The following is a 21,641-nucleotide window of genomic DNA, read 5'->3' as shown; positions in this document are numbered from 1 at the left end:
CCGCATTACATCCGGAACACGCCGTAACGCTGTGGCTCGATCGGGGCGTTCATCGACGCCGAGATGGCCAGCCCCAGCACGCGGCGGGTATCGACCGGATCGATGATGCCGTCGTCCCACAGCCGGGCACTGGCGTAATAGGGGTGGCCCTGGCGTTCGTACTGCTCGCGCAACGGCGCCTTGAAGGCTTCTTCCTCATCGGCGGACCACTCACCGCCGCGCGCCTCGATGCCGTCGCGCTTGACCGTGGCCAGCACGCTGGCCGCCTGCTCACCGCCCATCACGCTGATGCGCGCATTCGGCCACATCCACAGGAAGCGGGCGCCGTAGGCGCGGCCGCACATCGCGTAGTTGCCGGCGCCGAAACTGCCGCCGATCACCACGGTGAATTTCGGCACGTGCGAGCACGCCACCGCGGTCACCATTTTGGCGCCGTCCTTGGCGATGCCGGCCTGTTCGTACTTCTTGCCGACCATGAAGCCGGTGATGTTCTGCAGGAATACCAGCGGCACGTTGCGCTGGTTGCACAGCTCGATGAAGTGCGCGCCCTTGAGCGCGCTCTCGGCGAACAGGATGCCGTTGTTGGCGACGATGCCGACCGGGTAGCCGTGGATGTGGGCGAAGCCGCAGACCAGGGTCTTGCCGTAGCGCGCCTTGAACTCGTGGAATTCGGAGCCGTCGACGATGCGCGCGATCACCTCGCGGATGTCGAACGGGCGACGCGTATCGGCAGGGATCACCCCGTACAATTCCTCGGCCGGATACTTCGGCTCCACCGGCGTACGCAGCGCCAGCGGCATCTGCCTGGTGCGATTGAGATGCCCGACGATGTCGCGCGCGATCGACAGCGCGTGCGCATCGTTCTCGGCGAAGTGATCGGCCACGCCGGAGATCGAGGTATGGACATCCGCGCCACCGAGCGTTTCCGCATCCACCACCTCGCCGGTAGCCGCCTTCACCAGGGGCGGCCCGCCCAGGAAGATCGTACCCTGTTCGCGCACGATGATGGTCTCGTCACTCATCGCCGGTACATAGGCGCCGCCGGCGGTGCACGAACCCATCACCACCGCGATCTGCGGAATGTTCAGCGCCGACATCCGCGCCTGGTTGTAGAAGATCCGGCCGAAGTGCTCCTTGTCCGGGAACACCTCGTCCTGCAGCGGCAGGAAGGCGCCGCCGGAGTCGACCAGGTAAACGCAGGGTAGGCGATTTTCCAATGCCACTTCCTGCGCTCGCAGATGCTTTTTCACCGTCATCGGGAAATACGTGCCGCCCTTGACCGTGGCGTCGTTCGCGACCACCACCACCTCGGTGCCGTTGACCCGGCCAATGCCCGTGATCAGTCCCGCGGCAGGCGCGGCATCGTCGTACATGCCATGTGCCGCCAGCGGCGAGAGTTCCAGGAAGGGTGAGCCCGGATCGAGCAGGGCGCGGATGCGCTCGCGCGGCGGCAGTTTGCCGCGAGCCACGTGCTTCTCGCGAGCCTTGGCTCCGCCGCCTTCCGCCGTGCGTGCCAGTTCGCGCTGCAAGTCTTCGACCACGCTGCGCAATTGCGTGCTGCTGGCCTGGAACTCGGGAGAACGGGGATCGATCTGCGATGTAATGACACTCATGGATGCGGGCTCACGGAGAAATGAAAGGCTCCCAGGGACGCTCCATGATAGCCGGCGATCGCCAACCACCGAAATTGCCTTCTGGTCCATCAAGCGACCCACAAAAAAAACGGCCGCGCGAGGCGGCCGTTTTTCATGCACAGTGCGGAAAGATCAATGACCCTTCGCAGCGTCCTTGGCCTTGTCAGCAGCGTCCTTCGCGTTGCTGGCAGCGCTCTTGGCAGCGTCAGCGGCCTTGTCGGCTGCATCGGCAGCATTGCCTGCGGCATCCTTGGCCATCGACATCGAGTCCTTGGCGGCGTCGGATTCGGCCGGAGCCATTGCCGAAGCTGCACTGGCAGCGCTGGCGGCCTGGTTTGCCGCGTTGCTGGCCGCGTCAGCCGCGTTGCCAGCCTGGCTCGCAGCCTGCTCGGTAGCGGTGTTCGGAGCAGCCGCAGCTGCCTGCTGGGCCTGATCCGCAGCCTGCTGAGCGGTGTCAGCGGACTTTTGGGCGTCTTGCGCGGAATCCTGCGCGCCATTGCTGCATGCCGCCAACAGCGCGACGAGCGCGGCGGCGAGTAGGGTACGCGTAAACTTCATGGTGGATCTCCTTTGCCGTGGAATGCCGTTTGGCCGTGTATTAATAACGCGTTCGCGGGAATTGCGCCACATCTTTGTGGTGTCGAATGGGGAGTAATTGAAAACCGATTTACGCAAACGTCAGGTGAAGGCTTCGAGGTGCTCCTGATTCGTCGCGTGGTTTGACTCCGGATGCTTCGACTCATCGAGCACGACCCGGCCGCCCGTTGAACCGATCCGGTCGTCCTCAGTCGATGCATTCCAGGGCGATCGCCGTCGCTTCGCCGCCACCGATGCACAAGGTGGCCACGCCACGACGCAGGCCGCGGGTTTTCATGGCGTTGATCAGGGTGACCACCAGGCGTGTGCCGCTGCAGCCGATGGGGTGGCCCAGCGCGCAGGCGCCGCCGTTGACGTTGAGCTTGTCGTGCGCAATGCCCAGTTCCTTCATTGGGGTCATCGCGACTACCGCGAAGGCCTCGTTGACCTCCCACAGGTCGACGTCCTCGACCTTCCAGCCGGCCTTGTCCAGCACTTTCTGGATCGCGCCCACCGGCGCCGTGGTGAACCACTCCGGCTCCTGCGAGTGGGTGGCATGCGCCACGATGCGTGCCAGCGGCTTCAGGCCACGCTTGGCGGCATCGTCGGCCGACAGCATCACCACGGCCGCCGCGCCGTCGGAGATGCTTGAGGAACTGGCGGCGGTGACCGTGCCGTTTTCCTTGCGGAAGGCCGGACGCAGGTTCGGGATCTTGGCGACATCGGAGCGGCCCGGCTGTTCGTCGGTGTCGACCTGCACGTCACCCTTGCGGCCGCTGACCGTCACCGGCACGATTTCATCGGCAAACGCGCCATTGGCCTGGGCGGCCTTGGCCCGGTTCACCGACTCGATCGCGAAGGCGTCCTGGTCTTCGCGGCTGAAGTGGTACTTGTCGGCACACGATTCGGCGAACACACCCATCGACTTGCCGTCGTAAGGATTGGTCAGGCCGTCCCAGGCCATGTGGTCGACCAGTTGGCCGTCGCCGTAGCGGATACCGGTGCGGGCGTTGACCATGTGCGGCGCGTTGGTCATCGACTCCATGCCGCCGGCCACCACCACACTGGCCGAGCCGGCCTTGATCAGGTCGTGTCCCAGCATGATCGACTTCATGCCCGAGCCGCACACCTTGTTGATCGTGGTGCAGCCGGTGCCGGTGGGCAGGTCGGCGGCCAATGCGGCCTGGCGGGCCGGTGCCTGGCCGAGGTTCGCCGGCAGCACGCAGCCCATGATCACCTCGCTGACGTCGGCAGGAGCCACGCCGGACTGCGACAGCGCGGCACGCATGGCGATGGCACCCAGGGTCGGGCTGGGGACGCCGGTGAACTGACCAAGGAACGAGCCGATGGGCGTGCGCTTGGAACCGACGATGACGACACTGGAATCCGACATGGTGACACTCCGCTGGGTAACTGGAAGGCGCGAACGCCAGGAAACTATCTCCCGATTATCGCAGTCCGGCAGGAACGGCAGCAAATCGGGAGGGCGCGTGCAGGAACCGGCGCTGTCGCACGTTTCATTGGCTTTTCGTTGTGCCAAGATGCGCAAGGGAGCGCGGCAATCCGGATCGGGGGGAATGCCTGCGCAGATAGTCAATTCGGGAGGGATGCAGGATGAACGGGATCGAAGCTGGGTGGCGCCGTACCAACGTGGCCCTGGTGGCGGCGCTGGCCTTGGCGTTGAGCGCGTGTGGCGGTGGCGGCAATGGCCTGATCAAGCCGCCGCCGGTGAACCCCTCCGGACCTCCTGCACCGCCACCGGCGCCACCCCCGGCACCACCACCTGCGCCGCCGCCGGCGGATCAGCCGCCGCTGGATGCCCAACTGGCGCTGACCAATACGTATGTGGCGCACGATCAAGGCTTCATTGGCAGCGGTATCACCATCGGCGTCGTCGACAGCGGCATCATGCGCAACAATCCGGCCGTGGCCGGGCGGGTCAAGCAGGAACTGATCTACGTCGACTCGACCGTGAACAATACGAAGATCGATGACGTGGTCGGGCACGGCACGTGGGTCTCCCAGATCGCGGCCGGCAAGGCATTCGACAAATTCCCGGGTGGCATTGCGCCCGGAGCAAGCCTCGTGTCAGCCCGTATCATCAGCGACAAGGAGCCGCAGGATGACGGTTCGGGCCAGGGCAACAAGGTCACCGCCGACGATGCCTCGTTCTTTGCCAACACGCTCAACCCGGCCTTGATCAGCGCCGGCGTGCAGGTGATGAACAATTCCTGGGGCGGCATTTACTGGGACACCACCGACGCCACGATCAACAAGGCATTTGCCGACGCCTACCGTCCCTTCGTGGTGCAGCACGGCGGCCTGGTGGTATTTGCCGCAGGCAACGATTCCAGGAGTGATCCCAGCGATATTGCAGCCTTGCCCAACCTGGACCCGCAGCTCGAACAAGGCTGGCTGGTCGCGGTGGCGGTGGACAGCAACCATCCGGGTCAGCTGGCCAGCTACTCGAATGCCTGCGGCAAGGCGATGAGCTACTGCCTGGCCGCACCGGGCGACGTGATCGTGCTGGACAAGGACACCACCAGCGCCACCACCTCCCCGGACTACTACATCGTCAAGGGCACCTCGTTTGCCGCGCCCACGGTATCGGGTGCCGCCGCCGTGGTATGGCAGGCCTTCCCGTATTTCACCAATGATCTGGTGCGCCAGACCCTGCTGGGTACGGCCGACGACCTCGGTGATCCGGGTCCGGACGCCGTGTTCGGCTACGGCGAGCTGAACGTCGGCAAGGCGGTGAATGGTCCGGGCAAGTTCGATTGGGGCGATGTCACGGTGAGCTTCAGCGGGCAGTCGACCTGGAGCAACCCGATTTCCGGTGCCGGTGGCCTGATCAAGCAGGGCACGGGTACGCTGAACCTCACGCAGCCCTCTACCTATACCGGCACGACCCGGATCGAAGGTGGCGTGTTGACGGCCAAGGCATTGGCCGGCACGGTCAACATCGATGCGCAAGGTACCTTGAGCGGCACGCCGACGATCGGCGGCGGCGTCAACAATGCCGGTGTGCTCGGTGTGGCGGGTGGCGACGTCAACGTGGCCGGCAACTACACCCAGAGTGGCAACGGCCGGCTGGCGCTGTCGCTGGGCTCGGCGCTGCGCGTGAGCGGTACGGCCAGCATCACCGGCGGCGATCTGTACGTGACCGGCATGGAAAGCGGCTACGTGGTCAATTCGCATACCGATGTGCTCACTGCCGACGGCGGCTTGAGCGGCAAGTTCAGCGCGCTCAACAAGAGTTCGAACGTCACCTTGCTCACCGCCACGTTGAACTACGACACCAACAGCGCCTGGCTGGACGTGTCGCAGGTCAAGGTCACCGCGGTGCAGGGCATGAGCTACACGCCGGCCTCCTTCGGTGCCGCGCAGCGGGTGCAGAAGGCGTTCGACCAGATCAACGTCCAACTGGGCCCGGCCGCACCGTCCGGAATCGCGCCGGCATCGGCCAGCTTCATCCAGGGCGCGGGCAGCCTGCAGCACTCGTCCAGCATCGACACCATGCAGAACTCGCTGCAGAGCCTCTCGGGCCAGCTGCATGCCGCCAGCGCAGCGATGACGCTGCAGGCCATCGACGCGGGAACGCGGGCCTTGTCCAGTCACTTCGATGACCTGGTCGATCACCCGCAAGCCGGTGGGTGGACGCAGAACCTCGGCTATCACGGTGACCTGTCGCGCAGCGGCTACAGCAATGTCGGCGTCGACCTCAGTGGCTGGCTGGTCGGCCAGGACTTCCGCGTCGCCGGCAACGGCGTGGCGGGTTACGCAATCAGCCAGAGCCAGGGCCTCGGGCGGCTGGCAGACAGCGCCGACCAGGGCCGTAGCCACGCGCTGGAAGGCATGCTGTACGGCGGCGTGATCCGTGGTTCGTGGTACACGATGGGTCGCTTCGGCGTGGGCGCGTACCGGGAAAACATGCGCCGACAGGTGCAGCTGGGCGACCAGTTTGCCGGCGTGGCGAGCAATGTGAACGGCCGTTACGGCGTGGCCTATGGCGAAAGCGGCTATCGCCTGTCGCTGGGCCGCACCCAGGTGACGCCCTACATCAACCTGCAGTACGCCCAATTGCAACGGGATGGCTTCAACGAATGGGGCGCGTACGGTTTCGGCCTGAAATCCTCGGCGCAGACCACGGCCTTGTGGAAGGCCGGCGCAGGATTCCGTGCCACCCGTTCCTGGGCATTGGCCAACGGTGGCAGCCTGAGCCTGCAAGGACGCATGCTGTGGCAGCGTTCGTTCGGTGTGCGTGGGGAGCTGTTTGACGCCAGCTTCAGTGGCATCAACCAGTTTGCTCCGGTCAGCGGCATCGGCCTGTCGCGCTACGGTGGCGTGGCCGGCACCACGCTGGACTGGACGATGAACCCGCGCGCAAGCCTGCAGCTGGGATACGACCGATCCTTCGGTCAGCGTCAGCAAGCGCAGATGGGTAGCTTGAGTTTCAACTGGGCGTTCTGACGGCGTCGCCCGATCGTGGACGACGCCGTAGGGCGGGCCATGCCCGCCGCTCCGACCCGCGTCGCAAACGGCGGGCGGAGCCCGCCCTACACAAGCGGCTTGCGTGGTGCACGGCACCGTAGGGCGGGCTGTGCCCGCCGCCCGGTCCGCGTCGCAAATGGCGGGCGGAGCCCGCCCTACAAAAGCGCACAGATGGATCACCGCGTAGGGCGGGCTATGCCCGCCGCCTTCGACTCGCGTCGCCATTGGCCTCGTGTGCGAGCGTCAAGCCTTGCCGTGGAACAGCTCGCGGCCGATCAGCATGCGCCGGATCTCATTGGTGCCGGCGCCGATCTCGTACAGCTTGGCGTCGCGCAACAGGCGTCCGGCCGGGAACTCGTTGATATAGCCGTTGCCGCCCAGGCTCTGGATTGCTTCCAGCGCCACCTGCACCGCGTTGACCGAGGCATTGAGCAGGCAGGCGGCCGGGTCGATGCGTGACTTCACGCCGGCATCGAACTGTTGCGCCACCATGTAGGCGAAGCCGCGCGAGGATTGCAGCCGCGTGTACATGTCGGCGATCTTCGCCTGCATCACGCCGAAGGTGCCGATCGGCGCGTTGAACTGCTTGCGCTCGCGCACGTAGGGCAGGGCGATGTCCAGCGCCGCTTGCATCAATCCGAGCGGGCCGCCGGAAAGCACCAGTCGCTCGGTGTCCAGGCCGCTCATCAGCACGCGCACGCCTTCGTTGACCTCACCGACGATGTTCTCCTCGGGAATCTCGCAATCCTCGAACACCAGCTCGCAGGTGTTGGATCCGCGCATGCCGAGCTTGTCGAGCTTCTGCGCCGTCTGGAAACCCTTCATGCCTTTCTCGACGATGAAGGCGGTCATGCAGCGGCTGCCGGCGGTACGCGGCGCGGTGCGCATGTAGACCAGCAGCACGTCGGCGTCGGGTCCGTTGGTGATCCACATCTTGTTGCCGTTGGCGACCCACACATCGCCCTTCTTCTCGGCCTTGCAGGTCATCGAACCGACCACGTCCGAGCCGGCGCCGGGTTCGCTCATCGCCAGCGCGCCCACGTATTCGCCCGAGCACATCTTCGGGATGTACTTGCGCCGCTGCGCCTCGTTGCCGTTATGGAAGATGTTCTGCACGGCGAGATTGGAATGGGCGCCGTAGGACAGACCGACCGAGCCCGAGGCGCGCGAGATCTCCTCCATCGCCACCATGTGGGCCAGGAAACCCAGGCCGCTGCCGCCGTACTCCTCCGGAATCGTCACCCCGAGCAGGCCCATCTCGCCGAATTTTTTCCACAGGTCGGCGGGAAACAGGTTGTCGCGGTCGATCCTGTCGGCGCGCGGCGCGATCTCCTTTTCCGCGAAACCGTGCACGGACTCGCGCAGCAGGTCGATATCTTCTCCAAGCGGAAACGGTCGCATCGCTTACTCCATGGGTGCAGGCTGGGGTGTCCAAGGCCATGATTTTAGCGCACGCAGCACCTCAACGCCGGACCGTGGGGCGGACCGTGCGCGCGCCGGGAGGGCCGATCCGCGCAACGCCTGTTACAGCTGCGATTCGATCGGCAGCCAGCTCATCGCGCGAGTGACGGTGCGCAACCACCAGCCCGCGTCGGGTTCATGCGTGAGTACCCTCGGCGGTTGCGTGCTGCCATCCAGCCATTGGGTCGAGCCGTCCGGGCCAAGTTGCACCAGATAGCTCAACGTGGGCGAAGCCAGACGCAGGTATTCCTGGCGCAAATCGTGCGCCAGTCCGGCGTCGTCGAACAGCACGCCCATCTCGGTGTTGAGATTGGCCGAGCGCGGGTCGAGGTTGAACGAGCCGACGAAGCCGCGCTCGCCGTCGATCACGAAGGCCTTGGTATGCAGGCTGGCGCCGCTGCTGCCGAACAGACTCTGGCCCAGCTTCGGGCCGTTGCGGCGGATCTCGAACAGATGCACGCCACCTTCGAGAAGTTTCCGCCGGTAACGCTCGTAGCCACTGTGTACCGCAGGTACATCATTTGCAGCCAGCGAATTGGTGACCACGCCGACCCGTGCGCCTGCCCGCGACAGACCCACCAGTGTCGCGGTGCCGTGCGTGCCGGGTACGAAGTAGGGCGAGATCAGCAACACCTCGCTGTGCCCGCCAGCCAGATGCGCGCTCAGACGCTGCACCAGCCAGTGGCTGCGGTCGCTGGAGCGTGCCTTCAGCGGCGGATCGGAGGCGACCACGATGTTGGCGCTCCAGTGCACGGACAGTTCGTGATTCACCAGTCGCTGGGCGGACGGCGAGTCGGCGACACGCTGCAGATATGCCTTTGCGCCCGGCAGTGCGGCCTCGCTGGTGAGCTGCGCCACCAGGGTCTGCAGGGCCTGCGGTGTCTGCGGGTTCAGTGCCCCGATCGGCACCGCCGCGCTGGAGTTCCAGAAGTCGTCGAAGATGGCGCTGGCGTCGGCGACTGCCGGGCCGGCGAGGAGCATGTCCAGGTCGCGGAAGTTCACGTGGCTTTCGGCGTCGAAATATTCATCGCCGATGTTGCGGCCGCCGACCACGGCGAGCCGGCCGTCCACGATCCACGCCTTGTTGTGCATGCGATGGTTGACGCTGAAGAAGCGCTGCACCATCTCCAGCGATCGCCAGATGCCACTGCGGTTGCGGAACGGGTTGTACAGGCGCACCTCGATATTCGGATGCGCATCCAGCGCCAGCATCGCGGGGTCCAGCGCCTTGGTGTTGATGTCATCGAGCAGGATGCGCACGCGCACGCCGCGCTCGGCGGCGGCATAAGCCTCGCGTGCCAGCAGGTGGCCGACCAGGTCGTCGTGCCACATGTAGTACTGCAGATCCAGGCTGCGCCCGGCCAGGCGTGCCGATGCCGCACGCACCGCGAAGGCGTCCAGTCCCTCCGGCAGCAAGGTCGCCGCGGTCTGGCCGGGATGACTGGCGAGGTAGGGCGCGAGTTCGCGGTCGAGCCGAGTCTGCGCCGGTTGCACGGGCAAGGCCGTGCTGGGTGCGCCGGTGGCGCGCGGGGTCAGGTGGTCGGCGAGCAGCAGCCCGCTCAATACCAGCAGCACCAGGGCCAGCAAACCCCAACCCAGCCAGATCATCATCCTGCGCATCCTTGACACCTCCTGCGCACGATTATTCCGTTTATGACGCTATATGTGCAAAGGCCTGCCGCGATCAACGGCAGGCCTTTGGCGATCACGCGTACCAACATCAGGCACGGCGCGGTGGAGCGTGCTTACTGTCCGCGCATGCGGCCCTGGAAGCGGGTGCCGTTGTTGCCCATGTGCGGCAGTTTGATCTTGCCGATCGCGGCAATGCGCTCCTCGGCCATGCGGTCGGCGGCCAGGTAGGTCGGGATGTTCTCGGTCTTGCTGATCTCGAAGATCCGGCCCAGGTTGTAGTAGATCGTGCGCATCATGCGCATCGCGCGCTCGCGGTTGTAGCCGTCGATCTCCAGCGACACGTTCATCACGCCGCCCGCGTTGACCGCATAGTCCGGCGCGTAAAGCACGCCGCGACGGGTCAGCTCATCGCCGATCTCGTCGGTGGCCAGCTGGTTGTTGGCCGGGCCGCAGATGATCTTGGCCTTGATCCGGTCGATGGTCTGTTCGTTGACCGTGCCGCCCAGGGCGCACGGGCTGTACACGTCCGCGTCCACGTCGTAGATCTCGTCCAGGCCCACGGCTTCGCAGCCCAGCTCGTCCACGCAGCGCTGCACCACGTCCTTGTTGATGTCGGTGACGAACACCTTGGCACCCTGCTCGCGCAGCAGTTTGATGAACTCGCCGCCGACATGGCCCGCGCCCTGCACGGCGTAGCTGTACTTGCCCACGTCCTCGTTGCCGTGCTTGAACTGCAGCGTGGCCATCAGGCCCTGCAGCGTGCCGTAGGCGGTGAACGGCGAGGGGTCGCCCGAACCGCCATGGACCTGGTGCACGCCGGTGACGTACTCGGTCTCGCGAAATACATACTCCATGTCGTTGACGTCGATGCCGACGTCCTCGGCGGTGATGTAGCGACCGTTGAGCGAGTTGATGAAGCGACCGAAGGCGCGGAACAGCGCCTCGGACTTGTCCTTGCTCGGATCGCCGATGATCACCGCCTTGCCGCCGCCCAGGTTCAGGCCGGCCACCGCGTTCTTGTAGGTCATGCCGCGCGACAAGCGCAGCACGTCGTTCACCGCTTCGGCCTCGGTCTTGTACGGCCACATGCGCAGGCCGCCGAGCGCGGGGCCCAGCACCGTGTTGTGGATCGCGACGATGGCTTTCAGCCCCGCATCCTTGTTGTGGCAGAACACGACTTCTTCGTGACCGGTCTTGTCGATGGTTTCAAAGATCATTGCAGCGGTGACTCCATGGATTGACGTTGCCCGAAGGCATCGCCCGATGAGCAGCGGGATTGATGTTGACCCGCCAGACGTGAATAAACATTCGAAACTGATCGCCCCGGCCGTAGCCAGGGCGATCGATCAAAACGCGAAGTTTAGTACGTCGCATCGCTGCGCGATGATGCGGTGCGTCAAGTCACCACCGTATGGCGGCGCGCAAGCCTGCCCGTTCGCGGTGGCTGGCGCCGTCGGCGATCAGCCGCTGACCCACACACCGGCACGCCAGTGCCAGCCATCGCCGCGGCGCACCCAGTGCGGGTGCTCGTAGCGGTAGCCGGCGCGCACCGGCTCCCAGTGGCCGCGCACGGCCACATAGCGGCGACCGTTCCAGCGCCAGTAGCCGTGTGCCCAGATATAGCCCGGGCGCGGGCGAACCCGTTCCACCACCCATACCGGTGGCGCTTGCGGGGCCACCAGTTCCACCGCCCCTCCATATACAGGTCGCTCGACCACGACCGGTCGCCGGTGTACCGGTGCCACCACGCAACCGCTGGCGAGTGCCACTGCCATCACCAGCGGAACCAGTGCAATACGACGCAATGCCATCATCAGTTCAGTCCTTACGGTGCAGGTTGGAAGGTGGTGTGCTCAGCGTGCCCAGTAACCGGCGTGGAAGCGCCAGTCGCGGCCGTGACGGACCCAGCGTGCCGGGCGGTAGTGGTAGCCGGGGCGCACGTGTACCCAGTAGCCACCCACCCACACGTGACGATGGGCGGGGGCATTCCAGCGCCAGTAGCCTGGTGCCCAGATGTAGCCGCGACGCGGTGCCGGGACACGCTCGACGCGAACAGGCGGCGGCGGAACACCGATGCGGACGCCTACCGCGACCTGCGTGTGTGCGGCGGCGGGTGGCGCCCAGCTTGCTCCGGCAAAGGCCAGGCCGAATCCGGCCAGCAAGGCCAGCTTGAGTGGGGTGCGGGTCATCGCGTTCTCCGTCGGCGCCGCGTTGTGCGGCTGTCACGACGAAAAACGACGGAAAGCGCGCGTCGTTGACGGCGCGCGCCGGTCTCGTTCAGCTGGCGATTAGGCCGTCGGGCCTACATCCGGCAGTTCGGCGCATGCCCGCTGGCGCGCGCCTGCTGGTACACCGGCAGCAGTTGCTGGGCCTGCCGGCCCAGGGTCTGCGCCCGGCCGCCCGGGGACGGATGGGTGGACAGGAACGCCGGCGGCTTGCTGCCGCCTTGCGCATCCATCTTCTGCCACAGCGTCACCGCCGCGCGGGGGTCGAACCCGGCCTTGGCCATGTAGCGCTGGCCCAGCGTGTCGGCCTCGCTTTCCTGGGTGCGCGAGAACGGCAGCAGAACACCCAACTGAGCGCCAGCACCGAGCAAAGCGCCCACCTGGTCCGGATTCACGCCGCGGCTGCCCGCATACGCCGAACCCGCCGCCACCGCCGCCTGCGCAGCCAGGTTGTCCGACACCCGTTCAGCCCCATGGCGCGCGACCACGTGAGCCAGTTCGTGCCCCAGCACCACCGCCAGTTGATCCTGGTTGCTGGCCAGCTTGAACATGCCCTGGTTCACGCCAATCCGGCCGCCGGGCAGGGCGAACGCGTTGGCGCTGTCGTCGCCGACGATCTGCACCTCCCATTGCTGGGTGTTCCATGGCGGCGGCAGCACCGCAATCAGCGCGTTCGCCACGCACGTCGCGTAGGCGCGCTCGCGCGGCGCGTTCACGAATTTGCCCTGCTTGCGCATGTCGTTGAAGGCAGACAGGCCCATCTGGCTCATCTGGCTGTCCGAGACCATCATCAATTGCGAGCGCCCGGTGGGCGAGGTGACACAGCCGGCCAACGCGGTGGCGGCAACGGCGACAAGCAGGTAGCGGTGTTTCATCGGTGATCCCTCAAAGTCATCATGACAAGTGCTCGCAGATGCCATCAGCAGACCATGCGCGCAGTCAACGCGATGTTCATTTCCCGGTCCGATGACTACGCAGCCTTGCCGGAGCACACTGGCATGCAGCACGTGGCTGGCATGGTGCCACAGGCGGTCGCACGCGACTTTTCCGCGTGTTTACGGCGGTTCCACTAGAATCGACGGGTTAAGCAACGATGCCGGAGTAGTCATGAGTTCCCCTGCCCACCACGTTCCCGCCAGCACCGCGCCCGCCGAAACGGCCCCGCTGCGCTTCGTCACCGCCGCCAGCCTGTTCGATGGCCACGACGCGGCCATCAACATCATGCGGCGCATCATCCAGAGCCAGGGGGCGGAGGTCATCCACCTCGGCCACAATCGCTCGGTCGAGGACGTGGTGCGCGCCGCGCTGCAGGAGGACGCCGACGCCATCGCCATGTCGTCCTACCAGGGCGGCCATGTCGAGTACTTCAAGTACATGGTCGACATGCTCAAGGAGAAGGGCGCCAGCCATATCCGCGTGTTCGGCGGCGGCGGCGGCACCATCACGCCCGAGGAGATCAAGGAGCTGGAAGCCTACGGCGTGGAGCGCATCTACCACCCCAACGACGGCATGCACCTGGGTCTGGTGCACATGATCGAGGATGTCATGAGCCGCACGCGTGCGGCTCGGGATTCGAGATTGGGGATACGGGATTCGAAAAAGCTGGAAAACGTCAGCGTCGAGGATGAAATCAGCATCGGCGCGATGCTCAGTGCCATTGAAGAAGGGCATTTTTCCGAAGACGAACTCGCCAAACTCCGGAAGCAGTGGGCACGCGGTTCTGCCGAAACTCCCACAAGGGGACTTCCCTCCGGTCGCCAAATCCCGAATCCCAAATCCCGGACACCCGTACTCGGCCTCACCGGCACCGGCGGCGCAGGCAAGTCGTCCGTGGTCGACGAACTGCTGCTGCGCTTCCTGCAGGCATTCCCCGAGATGCGCATCGCCGTACTGGCCGTCGACCCCACCCGCCGTCGCAGCGGCGGCGCACTGCTGGGCGATCGCATCCGCATGAATTCGCTGCGCAGCCATCGCGTCTACATGCGGTCCATGGCCACCCGCCGCCAGCACGCTGCCACCAGCGTGGTACTGCACGACTGCATCGACTTCCTGAAAAGCCAGCCCTACGACCTGGTGATCGTGGAAACCGCCGGCATCGGCCAGAGCGATTCGGAGATCGTCGACCTGGTCGACTTCCCCGCCTACGTGATGACCAGCGACTACGGCGCCGCCAGCCAGCTGGAGAAGATCGACATGATCGACTTCGCCGAGCTGATCGTGCTCAACAAGTTCGACAAGCGCGGCGCCGAGGACGCCCTGCGCGACGTGCGCAAGCAGTGGAAGCGCAACCGCACCGCGTTCAGTGTCAAGGACGAGGACGTCCCCGCGTACCCCACCATCGCCAGCCAGTTCAACGACCCGGGCATCACCTGGATGTTTGTCAACCTGTGCCGTCTGATGCGCGAAAAACTGAACCTCGGCGAGGAACCCGACCACAACACCGCCCCTGTAGGAGCGCACCCTGTGCGCGATCACGTCGCGACAGACGCCGAGGAGAAAAGTATCGCCCACAAGGTGGGCTCCTACACAAGCAAATGCGACTGGAAGCCCGACCTCGACACCACGCTGAAGGAACCGCGCGCCACCGTGCTGATCCCCGGCGCCCGCGTACGCTATCTGGCCGAAATCGCCGAGCAGGGCCGCGCCATCAACAAGGCCATCGAAAGCCAGGCCGAGTACGCCAGCAAGGCGCAGCACTATTACGAGGCACTCAAGGAACTGGGCGACGACAAGCTGCCCAAGCCACTGGAGTTGTATCGCAACGCCGAACTGCACGATGCCGTCATCCCAGCGAAAGCTGGGATCCAGTCAAGTACACCGCGCGAAGCGCACGACACCCGCTCTGAGTCACTGGACCCCAGCGTTCGCTCGGGTGACGAGGAAAAGGGTCAAGCCTCCTCGCGCGGGGTCGACCGCTCCATGCTCCTCCTGCGTCAGCGCTACAACTCCGCGCTCAAGGAACTAACCCACGAAGCCATCGAGCAACTGCGCCACTGGCCGGCCCTGTTCGAATCCGTCACCGCCGACGTCAACCAATACAAGGTGCGCGACAAGGTCATCCGCGTCGACAACTACCGCGAATCCCTGAGCCACCAGAAAATCCCCAAGGTCGCCCCGCCCAAGTCAAAAGATTGGGGTGAACTGCTCACCTTCCTCGGCAAGGAAAACCTGCCCGGCCACTACCCCTACACCGGCGGCGTATACCCGTACCGCCGCAGCGGCGAAGACCCCACCCGCATGTTCGCCGGCGAAGGCACGCCCGAGCGCACCAACCGCCGCTTCCACTACCTCAGCCAGGGCGGCGCCGCCACGCGCCTGTCCACCGCGTTCGACTCGGTCACCCTGTACGGCGAAGACCCGGCCCCGCGCCCGGACATCTTCGGCAAGATCGGCAACTCCGGCGTCAACATCGCCACCCTGGACGACATGAAGAAGCTGTACTCCGGCTTCGACCTGTCCGCGCCGACCACCTCGGTGTCGATGACCATCAACGGCCCCGCGCCGATGATCCTGGCGATGTTCATGAACACCGCCATCGACCAGAACGTGGAGAAATACCTGCGCGAAGACAACGCCCGCTGGGCGGCGGCGCAAAAGAAGATCGACAAGCTCTACGAGGGCAAGCAGCGCCCGCAGTACCACGGCGAGTTGCCCAAGGGCAACGAAGGCCTGGGGCTGGGCCTGCTCGGTGTCTGCGGCGATGAACTGGTCGATGCCGAAACCTACGCGAAGATCAAGACCGACACCCTGACCAGGGTGCGCGGCACCGTGCAGGCCGACATTCTGAAGGAGGACCAGGCGCAGAACACCTGCATCTTCAGCACCGAATTCGCGCTGCGCATGATGGGCGACATCCAGCAGTACTTCGTCGACCACAAGGTGCGCAACTTCTACTCGGTGTCGATCAGCGGATACCACATCGCCGAAGCCGGGGCCAACCCGATCAGCCAGCTCGCCTTCACCCTCAGCAACGGCTTCACCATCGTCGAGTATTACCTGGCCCGCGGCATGAAGGTGGACGACTTCGCGCCCAACTTGAGCTTCTTCTTCTCCAACGGCATGGACCCGGAATACACCGTGATCGGCCGCGTCGCCCGCCGCATCTGGGCCCGCGCCATGCGCGAGCGCTACGGCGCCAGCAGCCGCAGCCAGATGATGAAGTACCACATCCAGACGTCCGGCCGCTCACTGCACGCGCAGGAGATCCAGTTCAACGACATCCGTACCACGCTGCAGGCGATGTATGCCCTGTTCGACAACTGCAACTCGCTGCACACCAACGCCTACGACGAGGCGATCACCACGCCCACCGAGGACAGCGTGCGCCGCGCGGTGGCGATCCAGATGATCATCAACAAGGAGCTGGGGCTGAACTTCAACGAGAACCCGTGGCAGGGGAGTTATGTGGTCGACACGCTGACCGACCTGGTCGAGGAGGCGGTGTACAAGGAGTTCGAGGCGATCAGCGAGCGGGGCGGGGTGCTTGGCGCGATGGATACGATGTACCAGCGCGGGAAGATCCAGGAAGAGTCGATGTATTACGAGCACAAGAAGCATGATGGGTCGTTGCCGTTGATTGGCGTGAACACCTTTTTGCCGAGGGAGCATGCGGGGGAGATTGCGACGGAGATCGAGTTGATTCGGTCGACGGAGGAGGAGAAGGGGGTGCAGATTGCTAATGTGCGGAGCTATGGGGAGGCTCGGAACTCGCTGGCTGCGGATAGCTTGAAGGTGCTACAAATGACGGCGCGGGAGAGGCGGAATGTGTTTGAGCAGTTGATTGAGGCGGTCAAGTACAACTCGTTGGGGCAGATTTCGCATGCGTTGTATGAGGTGGGGGGGGAGTATCGGAGGAATATGTGAGGAGGGCAAAACCTTACCTTTAGTAAGGAACAATCTGGGCCGATCCTACGATTTTCACCATATACGCCGTTCGCTTATCCGAAAGATAATCACATCAAGGAATCAGTAGAAAATCATGGCTACGATGAAAATCGAATCGCTTGGCATTGGAAAACTGCTTGATAGCCTCAGATCATCGGCATGGCTCGTTCCGTCATTTCAACGCGATTTCGTGTGGTCTGAGGGAGACGTTGTCAATCTTGTGACGTCGATAATTGACGCCCGCCCTATTGGAATGGCTACTCTATGGGAGCAGCCGGACGAGACTGCACTCGATCTGGATGCAGTAAATATTCCTGATCGTACAAATGCCGATGGTACGCCAGGATTTGCCAGATTCTCTGATCCCAGTAACCGGCCGAATAAGGTTTTCGCGATACTTGATGGTCGGCAGAGGTGCACTGCCATCGCGATGGCCTTTGGCGGTTTCCGGGCGAAAGACTCGCGACGCAAGTTCTCTGGTAGGTTCTACCTAAACGTGGCCGCGGAAGATCCGCTTCAACGCATTGTCTATTTGAAAGATCCTGAGGTCCGGAGCCGCCAGCTTGACACGGAAGCAAACTGCATAGCTCAAGGTCTCTTCCCGTTGGCAAGCTATGTTCCGGATGAGCCACTCTTCCAGCAGTGGATGAGATATCTTCAGGCGATATATAAGCCAGAGTTCTACCCAAGCGGTGTGTTGCCTGCTGAAGGCGAAATAGCGAGACGAGATGAAATTTTAAAATCAGCGTTTAGCGGAATCAACGAAACCCTTTTGGCAGTCTATATTGTTCCTCAGACTTATAGTCTTGGAGAAATATGTGAGATATTCGAAACTTTGAATACCACCGGAACCAAAGTTTCAACCGTCGACTTGATTCATAGCTGGCTTTACACGGACACGTCGCGCGATGGCCTTCAGCCGCTTTCCTTGAGGGACTGGATAGATGAGTTAGGTCAGCTTAGGGGTGCAGTCGGTTGGTCGGACCGCGCCAATCGTCCCGAGCTCATAGCCCAGGTAGTTACTGCGTGTTACATCGCGAGAGGCGAGGAAAAGCCTCACCCCCGTAAGGTCGGAAGGCGAAATATTGCAACTGTAAACTCTGTGAAGGCCGGTGACCTGCTAGCTACGCCTTCGGAGCATTGGATCGAAATTTCAAATAACACCGACCGAGTCGCTGAGTTTCTTGATGGATTTCAACGCTGCGTAGCTAATGGGAATTTTCCATATTGGCAATCCCCTTATCCAGTCACGGCCGCAATATACGTTGCGGTTAGGTGGTTTATGTTGGTCGACGCTGGATATAGACAGCAATGGTCGCTCGCAGAGCTTGAGGCTATATTCCGCGCCTTCTACTGGAGGAACGCGTTGCTTGGCAGGTACGATCAAGGCTTCCTTAGTCAGCTAGGCACCGATCTTCGCGAATTGATGAGTCAGCTCTTGCAGCGCAAGGAATTCGATTCTTCGAATAGATGGGCTATCGAGTCTGATAATTGGTTATCAACTTATATGACAGGAATTATGCCTACACGTGAACAGCTCATTGAAGCGCTTACAGATGGGCGGCCCAGCGGTGCTCGCTTGCGCGCTCTGACTCTGCCTCTTCTGACGAGTGTGCGCCGAGACCTCCTAGATCCAAATATTGACCTGACGTATCCGAGTGAGTCGGCGCTGGAGTTGCACCACATCTATCCCAAGCAGTGGTGCAAAGACAATAGACACGGTGACCTCGCAGCTGTTCTGGATCCTTCACTGGCAGGAAAGGACTATGTAAATTCTATATCGAATTTGATGCCACTTTGCCGTGATTCTAATCAAAGATGGAAGGCACGACTTCCAGGGCGTGCACTTACGGACGCTGATATCAGCTACCAGAACGCAGGTCCGAGATTGGATGAGCTTTTTATTGATCGGGCCTGTTACGACGCCCTTACGGCATCCCAGCCAAGCCCGGGTCTTTTTTGGGAGAAAAGAGCCGCTTTAATTGCGGACAGGCTCATTTCCTTGTGCAATATATCGATTAGGTAAGTCAAGCAATGCCGGTTCCTACCACCTTGGCAGGTTTTATGGCTGCTGCTTACGGGCGGGGGTGCGAAGCTTCGCTATCCGATCTCGCATTGCTTTTGGGGCTCCCGCTGGAGGCGCATCCATTTGATACATCCGCTGCGATCCAAAAGAGACTCGATGAGTTCGGCCTATTGCTAGTGCCCGCGTTGCCTTTCGGTAGTTTCGAATCACCTCGTCTTGTGTGTTGTGACTCAGTTGATGTTGACGAAGAGAAGGTGAAATTCGAGCTATCTGAGGGTGAAAGCGCGACGGTCGAATTTAAATCGTCGTTGCTTTTCGATCATCAGCGCGCACAAACGGGTCACTTTCAGAAGCGGGCAGATCTTCGCTCAGAGGCTGTCCTGGACAGTACCTTAAAGACCGTCGCAGGTTTCATGAATGCGGATGGTGGCGTTGTTTACATTGGCGTTGACGATGCGTCAAAGTGTATTGGTATAGCGTACGACTTTGAATTTCTTGGCGCAAAAGCTGATATTGATGGGTGGGAGTTATTTTTCCGGGATAAAGTGAAGGCTAACTTTCTTGATGGAACCACCGCAAACAACTTTGTCCGGAATCGATACTTTCAGTTAAACGGTGTGACGATTGTCAGAGTTCAAGTGTCTGCAACGAGGAGCGTTGCGTATTTGAAAAGGTCTGGCCGAGGCGCGTTCGAGGTATTCGTTCGTCAAGGAAACCGGACAGTGAGTCTGTCTATGCCAGAATTCGAGGCGTTTGTCAGCGCACGCGTTGCCGGAGCCGCGCGGTAACAAAAGGCAACAAAGACGGGGAGCCGGAGAGCTAACCGGGTCAGAGCGTGAGGTTTGCCCACGAATTCATGTCACAAAAGGGGTCAGAGACATTATTGTCCACAAAAAAAAGATGACAAAGGGGTCAGAGATATTATTTTGTAGAAGATAAATGTCGCTGACGCTTTGTTTCTGTCTAACCATTAACGTCATGTGCAAGGAGCTGGGCGTGAATCCTGATATCTTCATTACAGATTTCGAACGAACAGAAAACACTGATCGAATCCATGCGGTTCTCGGCAGGGCCCTGATACTGGCGACGCGATTTGATTCAATGTGTGAGAAGGCTGCGGTATTCTTACAATTGAGGGAGGGTTTAGTTGTAAGCGGCTTGATTGGGGAAGCGGAATACGCCGAGTTCGCTTTGAAGGTCGCCGAGAAAGACGAGCGTCTTGTTGATAACATTAATTCTCTCCCACTTTCGAAAAAGGTACTAGTTATACTTCATGATGCGAGAAAGGCGCGAAATTTGGTCGCTCATGATCTCGCTAGAAATTTGACAGGTTGCTTAGACACTAAAGTTGATGAAGCCGAGTTGTTTCGGACGGTGTCTGATCTCGTTATTGATATCGCGTATGGTGATTTGGCGATTTGTCTCGCACTTACCGATCTTGATCATGGGCCGGCGCCTATAGACGCATTCGTAATTCCGTACAAAGACAAGATCGTGAACTGGGTAGTTGGGATATAACGCAAAAGAAAACAGGAAAAAGGTGTCCAGGAGCACAGGAGCATGCAGGAGCATGGGGTCACAGGAGCACAGGAGCACAGGAGCATGCAGGAGCACAGGAGCACAGGAGCACAGGAGCACAGGAGCACCGAATAAAGGGGACGTGGCCAATCGAGCCCGGGGTCAGGTCTAGCATCGTAGCATCTGCCGGAGTAGGCTCAATCGCATGGCCCGACCTGTTCGCCTTGAATTCGGTGGTGCGCTTTATCACGTGACGGCGCGTGGAGATCGCCGTGAGGCAATTTATGAGGATGACGTAGACCGCGAGCACTTTCTGGAGGTGCTTGGTGAGGTGGTTGGGCAGTTCAACTGGTGTTGCCATGCGTACTGCCTGATGAGCAATCACTACCACCTGGTGATCGCGACGCGGGACGGGAATTTGTCGAAAGGTATGCGCCAGCTCCATGGCGTGTTCACGCAATGGAGCAACCGTCGCCACCACCGCACGGGTCACCTGTTCCAGGGACGCTATAAGGCAATCCTGGTCGATGCCGACAGTTATCTGCTGGAATTGACGCGTTACGTTGTGTTGAATCCGGTGCGCGCGTACATGGTGGACTCACCCGCCAAGTGGCCGTGGAGCAGCTATCGAGCGGTCACCGGTGAGGCCTGTGCACCGGTGTGGCTGGAGACCGACGGCCTCCTTGCGCAGTTTGGAACGCGCCGCGCGCGAGCCGTAGCGGCGTACGAGAAGTTTGTGCATGAGGGGATAGAAGGCGAGTCGATCTGGAAGCATTTGAATCGCCAGGTATTCCTCGGGGACGATGCCTTTGTCTCCGGCGCGCACCAGAAGGCCGAACAGCGACCGGACGACGTCAACATTCCTCGCGCTCAGCGGCGGCCGCCGGCGCCACCATTGAAGGCGATTGCGAAAGCCTACCCGGATCGCGACAGCGCCATGCGGGCGGCGTGGGCGACCGGTGAGTACAGCTACACACAGATTGCGGCCTACTTCGGCGTTCACTTCACCACGGTCGGACGCATCGTCCGCCGGGCTGGTTAGAAGCTCGACTGCAATTATGCTGGACCTACCCCTTTGACGGTGACTGTGCTGTGGGTGCGCCCGTCAGCGGTAGGCATGAGCTTGATTGTCCTCGCCTCTTTTGCGCACTTTATGCTGCGCCCCCGTTTCGCGGGCAAGGGCCAAACATGTGT

Annotated in this window: 15 protein-coding genes; 6 read left to right on the top strand and 9 right to left on the bottom strand. The window is 62.3% G+C overall.

All coding sequences use genetic code 11. The features are described from left to right. Positions 1-5: 5 nt before the first annotated feature. The 3 genes from AC0L58_RS10785 to AC0L58_RS10775 all read right to left on the bottom strand — a co-directional run bounded on the left by AC0L58_RS10785 (position 6) and on the right by AC0L58_RS10775 (position 3,603). Entirely contained in the window at positions 6-1,613 is a 1,608-nt protein-coding gene (locus tag AC0L58_RS10785; protein WP_473683234.1) for a carboxyl transferase domain-containing protein, read from the bottom strand. Between the two features lie 153 nt (positions 1,614-1,766). Continuing rightward, complete coding sequence (locus tag AC0L58_RS10780; RefSeq protein ID WP_473683232.1) at positions 1,767-2,192, bottom strand: hypothetical protein; 426 nt, start codon at positions 2,190-2,192, stop codon at positions 1,767-1,769. Positions 2,193-2,418: 226 nt separating this feature from the next. Continuing rightward, on the bottom strand, positions 2,419-3,603 hold the full coding sequence (locus AC0L58_RS10775) for a thiolase family protein (protein WP_473683230.1): 1,185 nt from the start codon (positions 3,601-3,603) through the stop codon (positions 2,419-2,421). Positions 3,604-3,824: 221 nt separating this feature from the next. Between AC0L58_RS10775 and AC0L58_RS10770 the strand changes: the two genes are divergently transcribed. Next, the gene (locus AC0L58_RS10770) at positions 3,825-6,680 is read left to right on the top strand and encodes a S8 family serine peptidase (RefSeq protein WP_473683228.1); all 2,856 of its coding nucleotides are present in this window, start codon (positions 3,825-3,827) and stop codon (positions 6,678-6,680) included. Between the two features lie 264 nt (positions 6,681-6,944). Here AC0L58_RS10770 and AC0L58_RS10765 read toward each other — a convergent pair whose 3' ends face one another. From AC0L58_RS10765 to AC0L58_RS10740, 6 genes are all read right to left on the bottom strand, one after another. Then, the gene (locus AC0L58_RS10765) at positions 6,945-8,102 is read right to left on the bottom strand and encodes an isovaleryl-CoA dehydrogenase (RefSeq protein WP_473683226.1); all 1,158 of its coding nucleotides are present in this window, start codon (positions 8,100-8,102) and stop codon (positions 6,945-6,947) included. A 123-nt stretch (positions 8,103-8,225) separates the two neighbouring features. Continuing rightward, positions 8,226-9,773 (bottom strand): phospholipase D family protein, encoded by a 1,548-nt coding sequence (locus tag AC0L58_RS10760; RefSeq protein ID WP_473683224.1) that lies wholly within the window; start codon positions 9,771-9,773, stop codon positions 8,226-8,228. Positions 9,774-9,907: 134 nt separating this feature from the next. Then, positions 9,908-11,011 (bottom strand): Glu/Leu/Phe/Val dehydrogenase dimerization domain-containing protein, encoded by a 1,104-nt coding sequence (locus AC0L58_RS10755; protein ID WP_473683222.1) that lies wholly within the window; start codon positions 11,009-11,011, stop codon positions 9,908-9,910. 243 nt (positions 11,012-11,254) lie between these two features. Beyond that, the gene (locus AC0L58_RS10750; protein WP_473683220.1) at positions 11,255-11,608 is read right to left on the bottom strand and encodes a YXWGXW repeat-containing protein; all 354 of its coding nucleotides are present in this window, start codon (positions 11,606-11,608) and stop codon (positions 11,255-11,257) included. Positions 11,609-11,647: 39 nt separating this feature from the next. Beyond that, positions 11,648-11,983, bottom strand: coding sequence for a YXWGXW repeat-containing protein (locus tag AC0L58_RS10745; RefSeq protein WP_473683218.1), 336 nt, complete (start codon positions 11,981-11,983; stop codon positions 11,648-11,650). 113 nt (positions 11,984-12,096) lie between these two features. Next, positions 12,097-12,894, bottom strand: coding sequence for a M48 family metallopeptidase (locus AC0L58_RS10740; protein WP_473683216.1), 798 nt, complete (start codon positions 12,892-12,894; stop codon positions 12,097-12,099). 232 nt (positions 12,895-13,126) lie between these two features. Here AC0L58_RS10740 and AC0L58_RS10735 point away from each other — a divergent pair, with 232 nt between their 5' ends. From AC0L58_RS10735 to AC0L58_RS10715, 5 genes are all read left to right on the top strand, one after another. After that, positions 13,127-16,882, top strand: coding sequence for a methylmalonyl-CoA mutase family protein (locus tag AC0L58_RS10735; RefSeq protein ID WP_473683214.1), 3,756 nt, complete (start codon positions 13,127-13,129; stop codon positions 16,880-16,882). Between the two features lie 115 nt (positions 16,883-16,997). After that, entirely contained in the window at positions 16,998-18,929 is a 1,932-nt protein-coding gene (locus AC0L58_RS10730; RefSeq protein WP_473683212.1) for a DUF262 domain-containing protein, read from the top strand. Between the two features lie 8 nt (positions 18,930-18,937). After that, a complete protein-coding gene (locus tag AC0L58_RS10725) occupies positions 18,938-19,717 on the top strand; it encodes an AlbA family DNA-binding domain-containing protein (protein WP_473683211.1) in 780 nt (259 codons plus the stop codon). A gap of 208 nt (positions 19,718-19,925) precedes the next feature. Further along, positions 19,926-20,447, top strand: coding sequence for a hypothetical protein (locus AC0L58_RS10720; RefSeq protein ID WP_473683209.1), 522 nt, complete (start codon positions 19,926-19,928; stop codon positions 20,445-20,447). Between the two features lie 205 nt (positions 20,448-20,652). Continuing rightward, positions 20,653-21,489 (top strand): transposase, encoded by an 837-nt coding sequence (locus tag AC0L58_RS10715; protein WP_473683207.1) that lies wholly within the window; start codon positions 20,653-20,655, stop codon positions 21,487-21,489. Positions 21,490-21,641: the final 152 nt, after the last annotated feature.

It is taken from the genome of Rhodanobacter sp. G2-10 (assembly GCF_055809185.1).
This window is presented reverse-complemented; position numbering and strand designations above follow the sequence as displayed.

Excerpts from the sequence above, each read along its gene's own strand:
- AC0L58_RS10760 (WP_473683224.1), bottom strand. The coding sequence starts at position 9,773 with ATGATGATCTGGCTGGGTTGGGGTTTGCTGGCCCTGGTGCTGCTGGTA.
- AC0L58_RS10725 (WP_473683211.1), top strand. The coding sequence starts at position 18,938 with ATGCCGGTTCCTACCACCTTGGCAGGTTTTATGGCTGCTGCTTACGGG.
- AC0L58_RS10735 (WP_473683214.1), top strand. The coding sequence starts at position 13,127 with ATGAGTTCCCCTGCCCACCACGTTCCCGCCAGCACCGCGCCCGCCGAA.
- AC0L58_RS10745 (WP_473683218.1), bottom strand. The coding sequence starts at position 11,983 with ATGACCCGCACCCCACTCAAGCTGGCCTTGCTGGCCGGATTCGGCCTG.
- AC0L58_RS10775 (WP_473683230.1), bottom strand. The coding sequence starts at position 3,603 with ATGTCGGATTCCAGTGTCGTCATCGTCGGTTCCAAGCGCACGCCCATC.
- AC0L58_RS10755 (WP_473683222.1), bottom strand. The coding sequence starts at position 11,011 with ATGATCTTTGAAACCATCGACAAGACCGGTCACGAAGAAGTCGTGTTC.
- AC0L58_RS10740 (WP_473683216.1), bottom strand. The coding sequence starts at position 12,894 with ATGAAACACCGCTACCTGCTTGTCGCCGTTGCCGCCACCGCGTTGGCC.
- AC0L58_RS10750 (WP_473683220.1), bottom strand. The coding sequence starts at position 11,608 with ATGATGGCATTGCGTCGTATTGCACTGGTTCCGCTGGTGATGGCAGTG.
- AC0L58_RS10780 (WP_473683232.1), bottom strand. The coding sequence starts at position 2,192 with ATGAAGTTTACGCGTACCCTACTCGCCGCCGCGCTCGTCGCGCTGTTG.
- AC0L58_RS10785 (WP_473683234.1), bottom strand. The coding sequence starts at position 1,613 with ATGAGTGTCATTACATCGCAGATCGATCCCCGTTCTCCCGAGTTCCAG.
- AC0L58_RS10770 (WP_473683228.1), top strand. The coding sequence starts at position 3,825 with ATGAACGGGATCGAAGCTGGGTGGCGCCGTACCAACGTGGCCCTGGTG.
- AC0L58_RS10765 (WP_473683226.1), bottom strand. The coding sequence starts at position 8,102 with ATGCGACCGTTTCCGCTTGGAGAAGATATCGACCTGCTGCGCGAGTCC.
- AC0L58_RS10730 (WP_473683212.1), top strand. The coding sequence starts at position 16,998 with ATGGCTACGATGAAAATCGAATCGCTTGGCATTGGAAAACTGCTTGAT.
- AC0L58_RS10715 (WP_473683207.1), top strand. The coding sequence starts at position 20,653 with ATGGCCCGACCTGTTCGCCTTGAATTCGGTGGTGCGCTTTATCACGTG.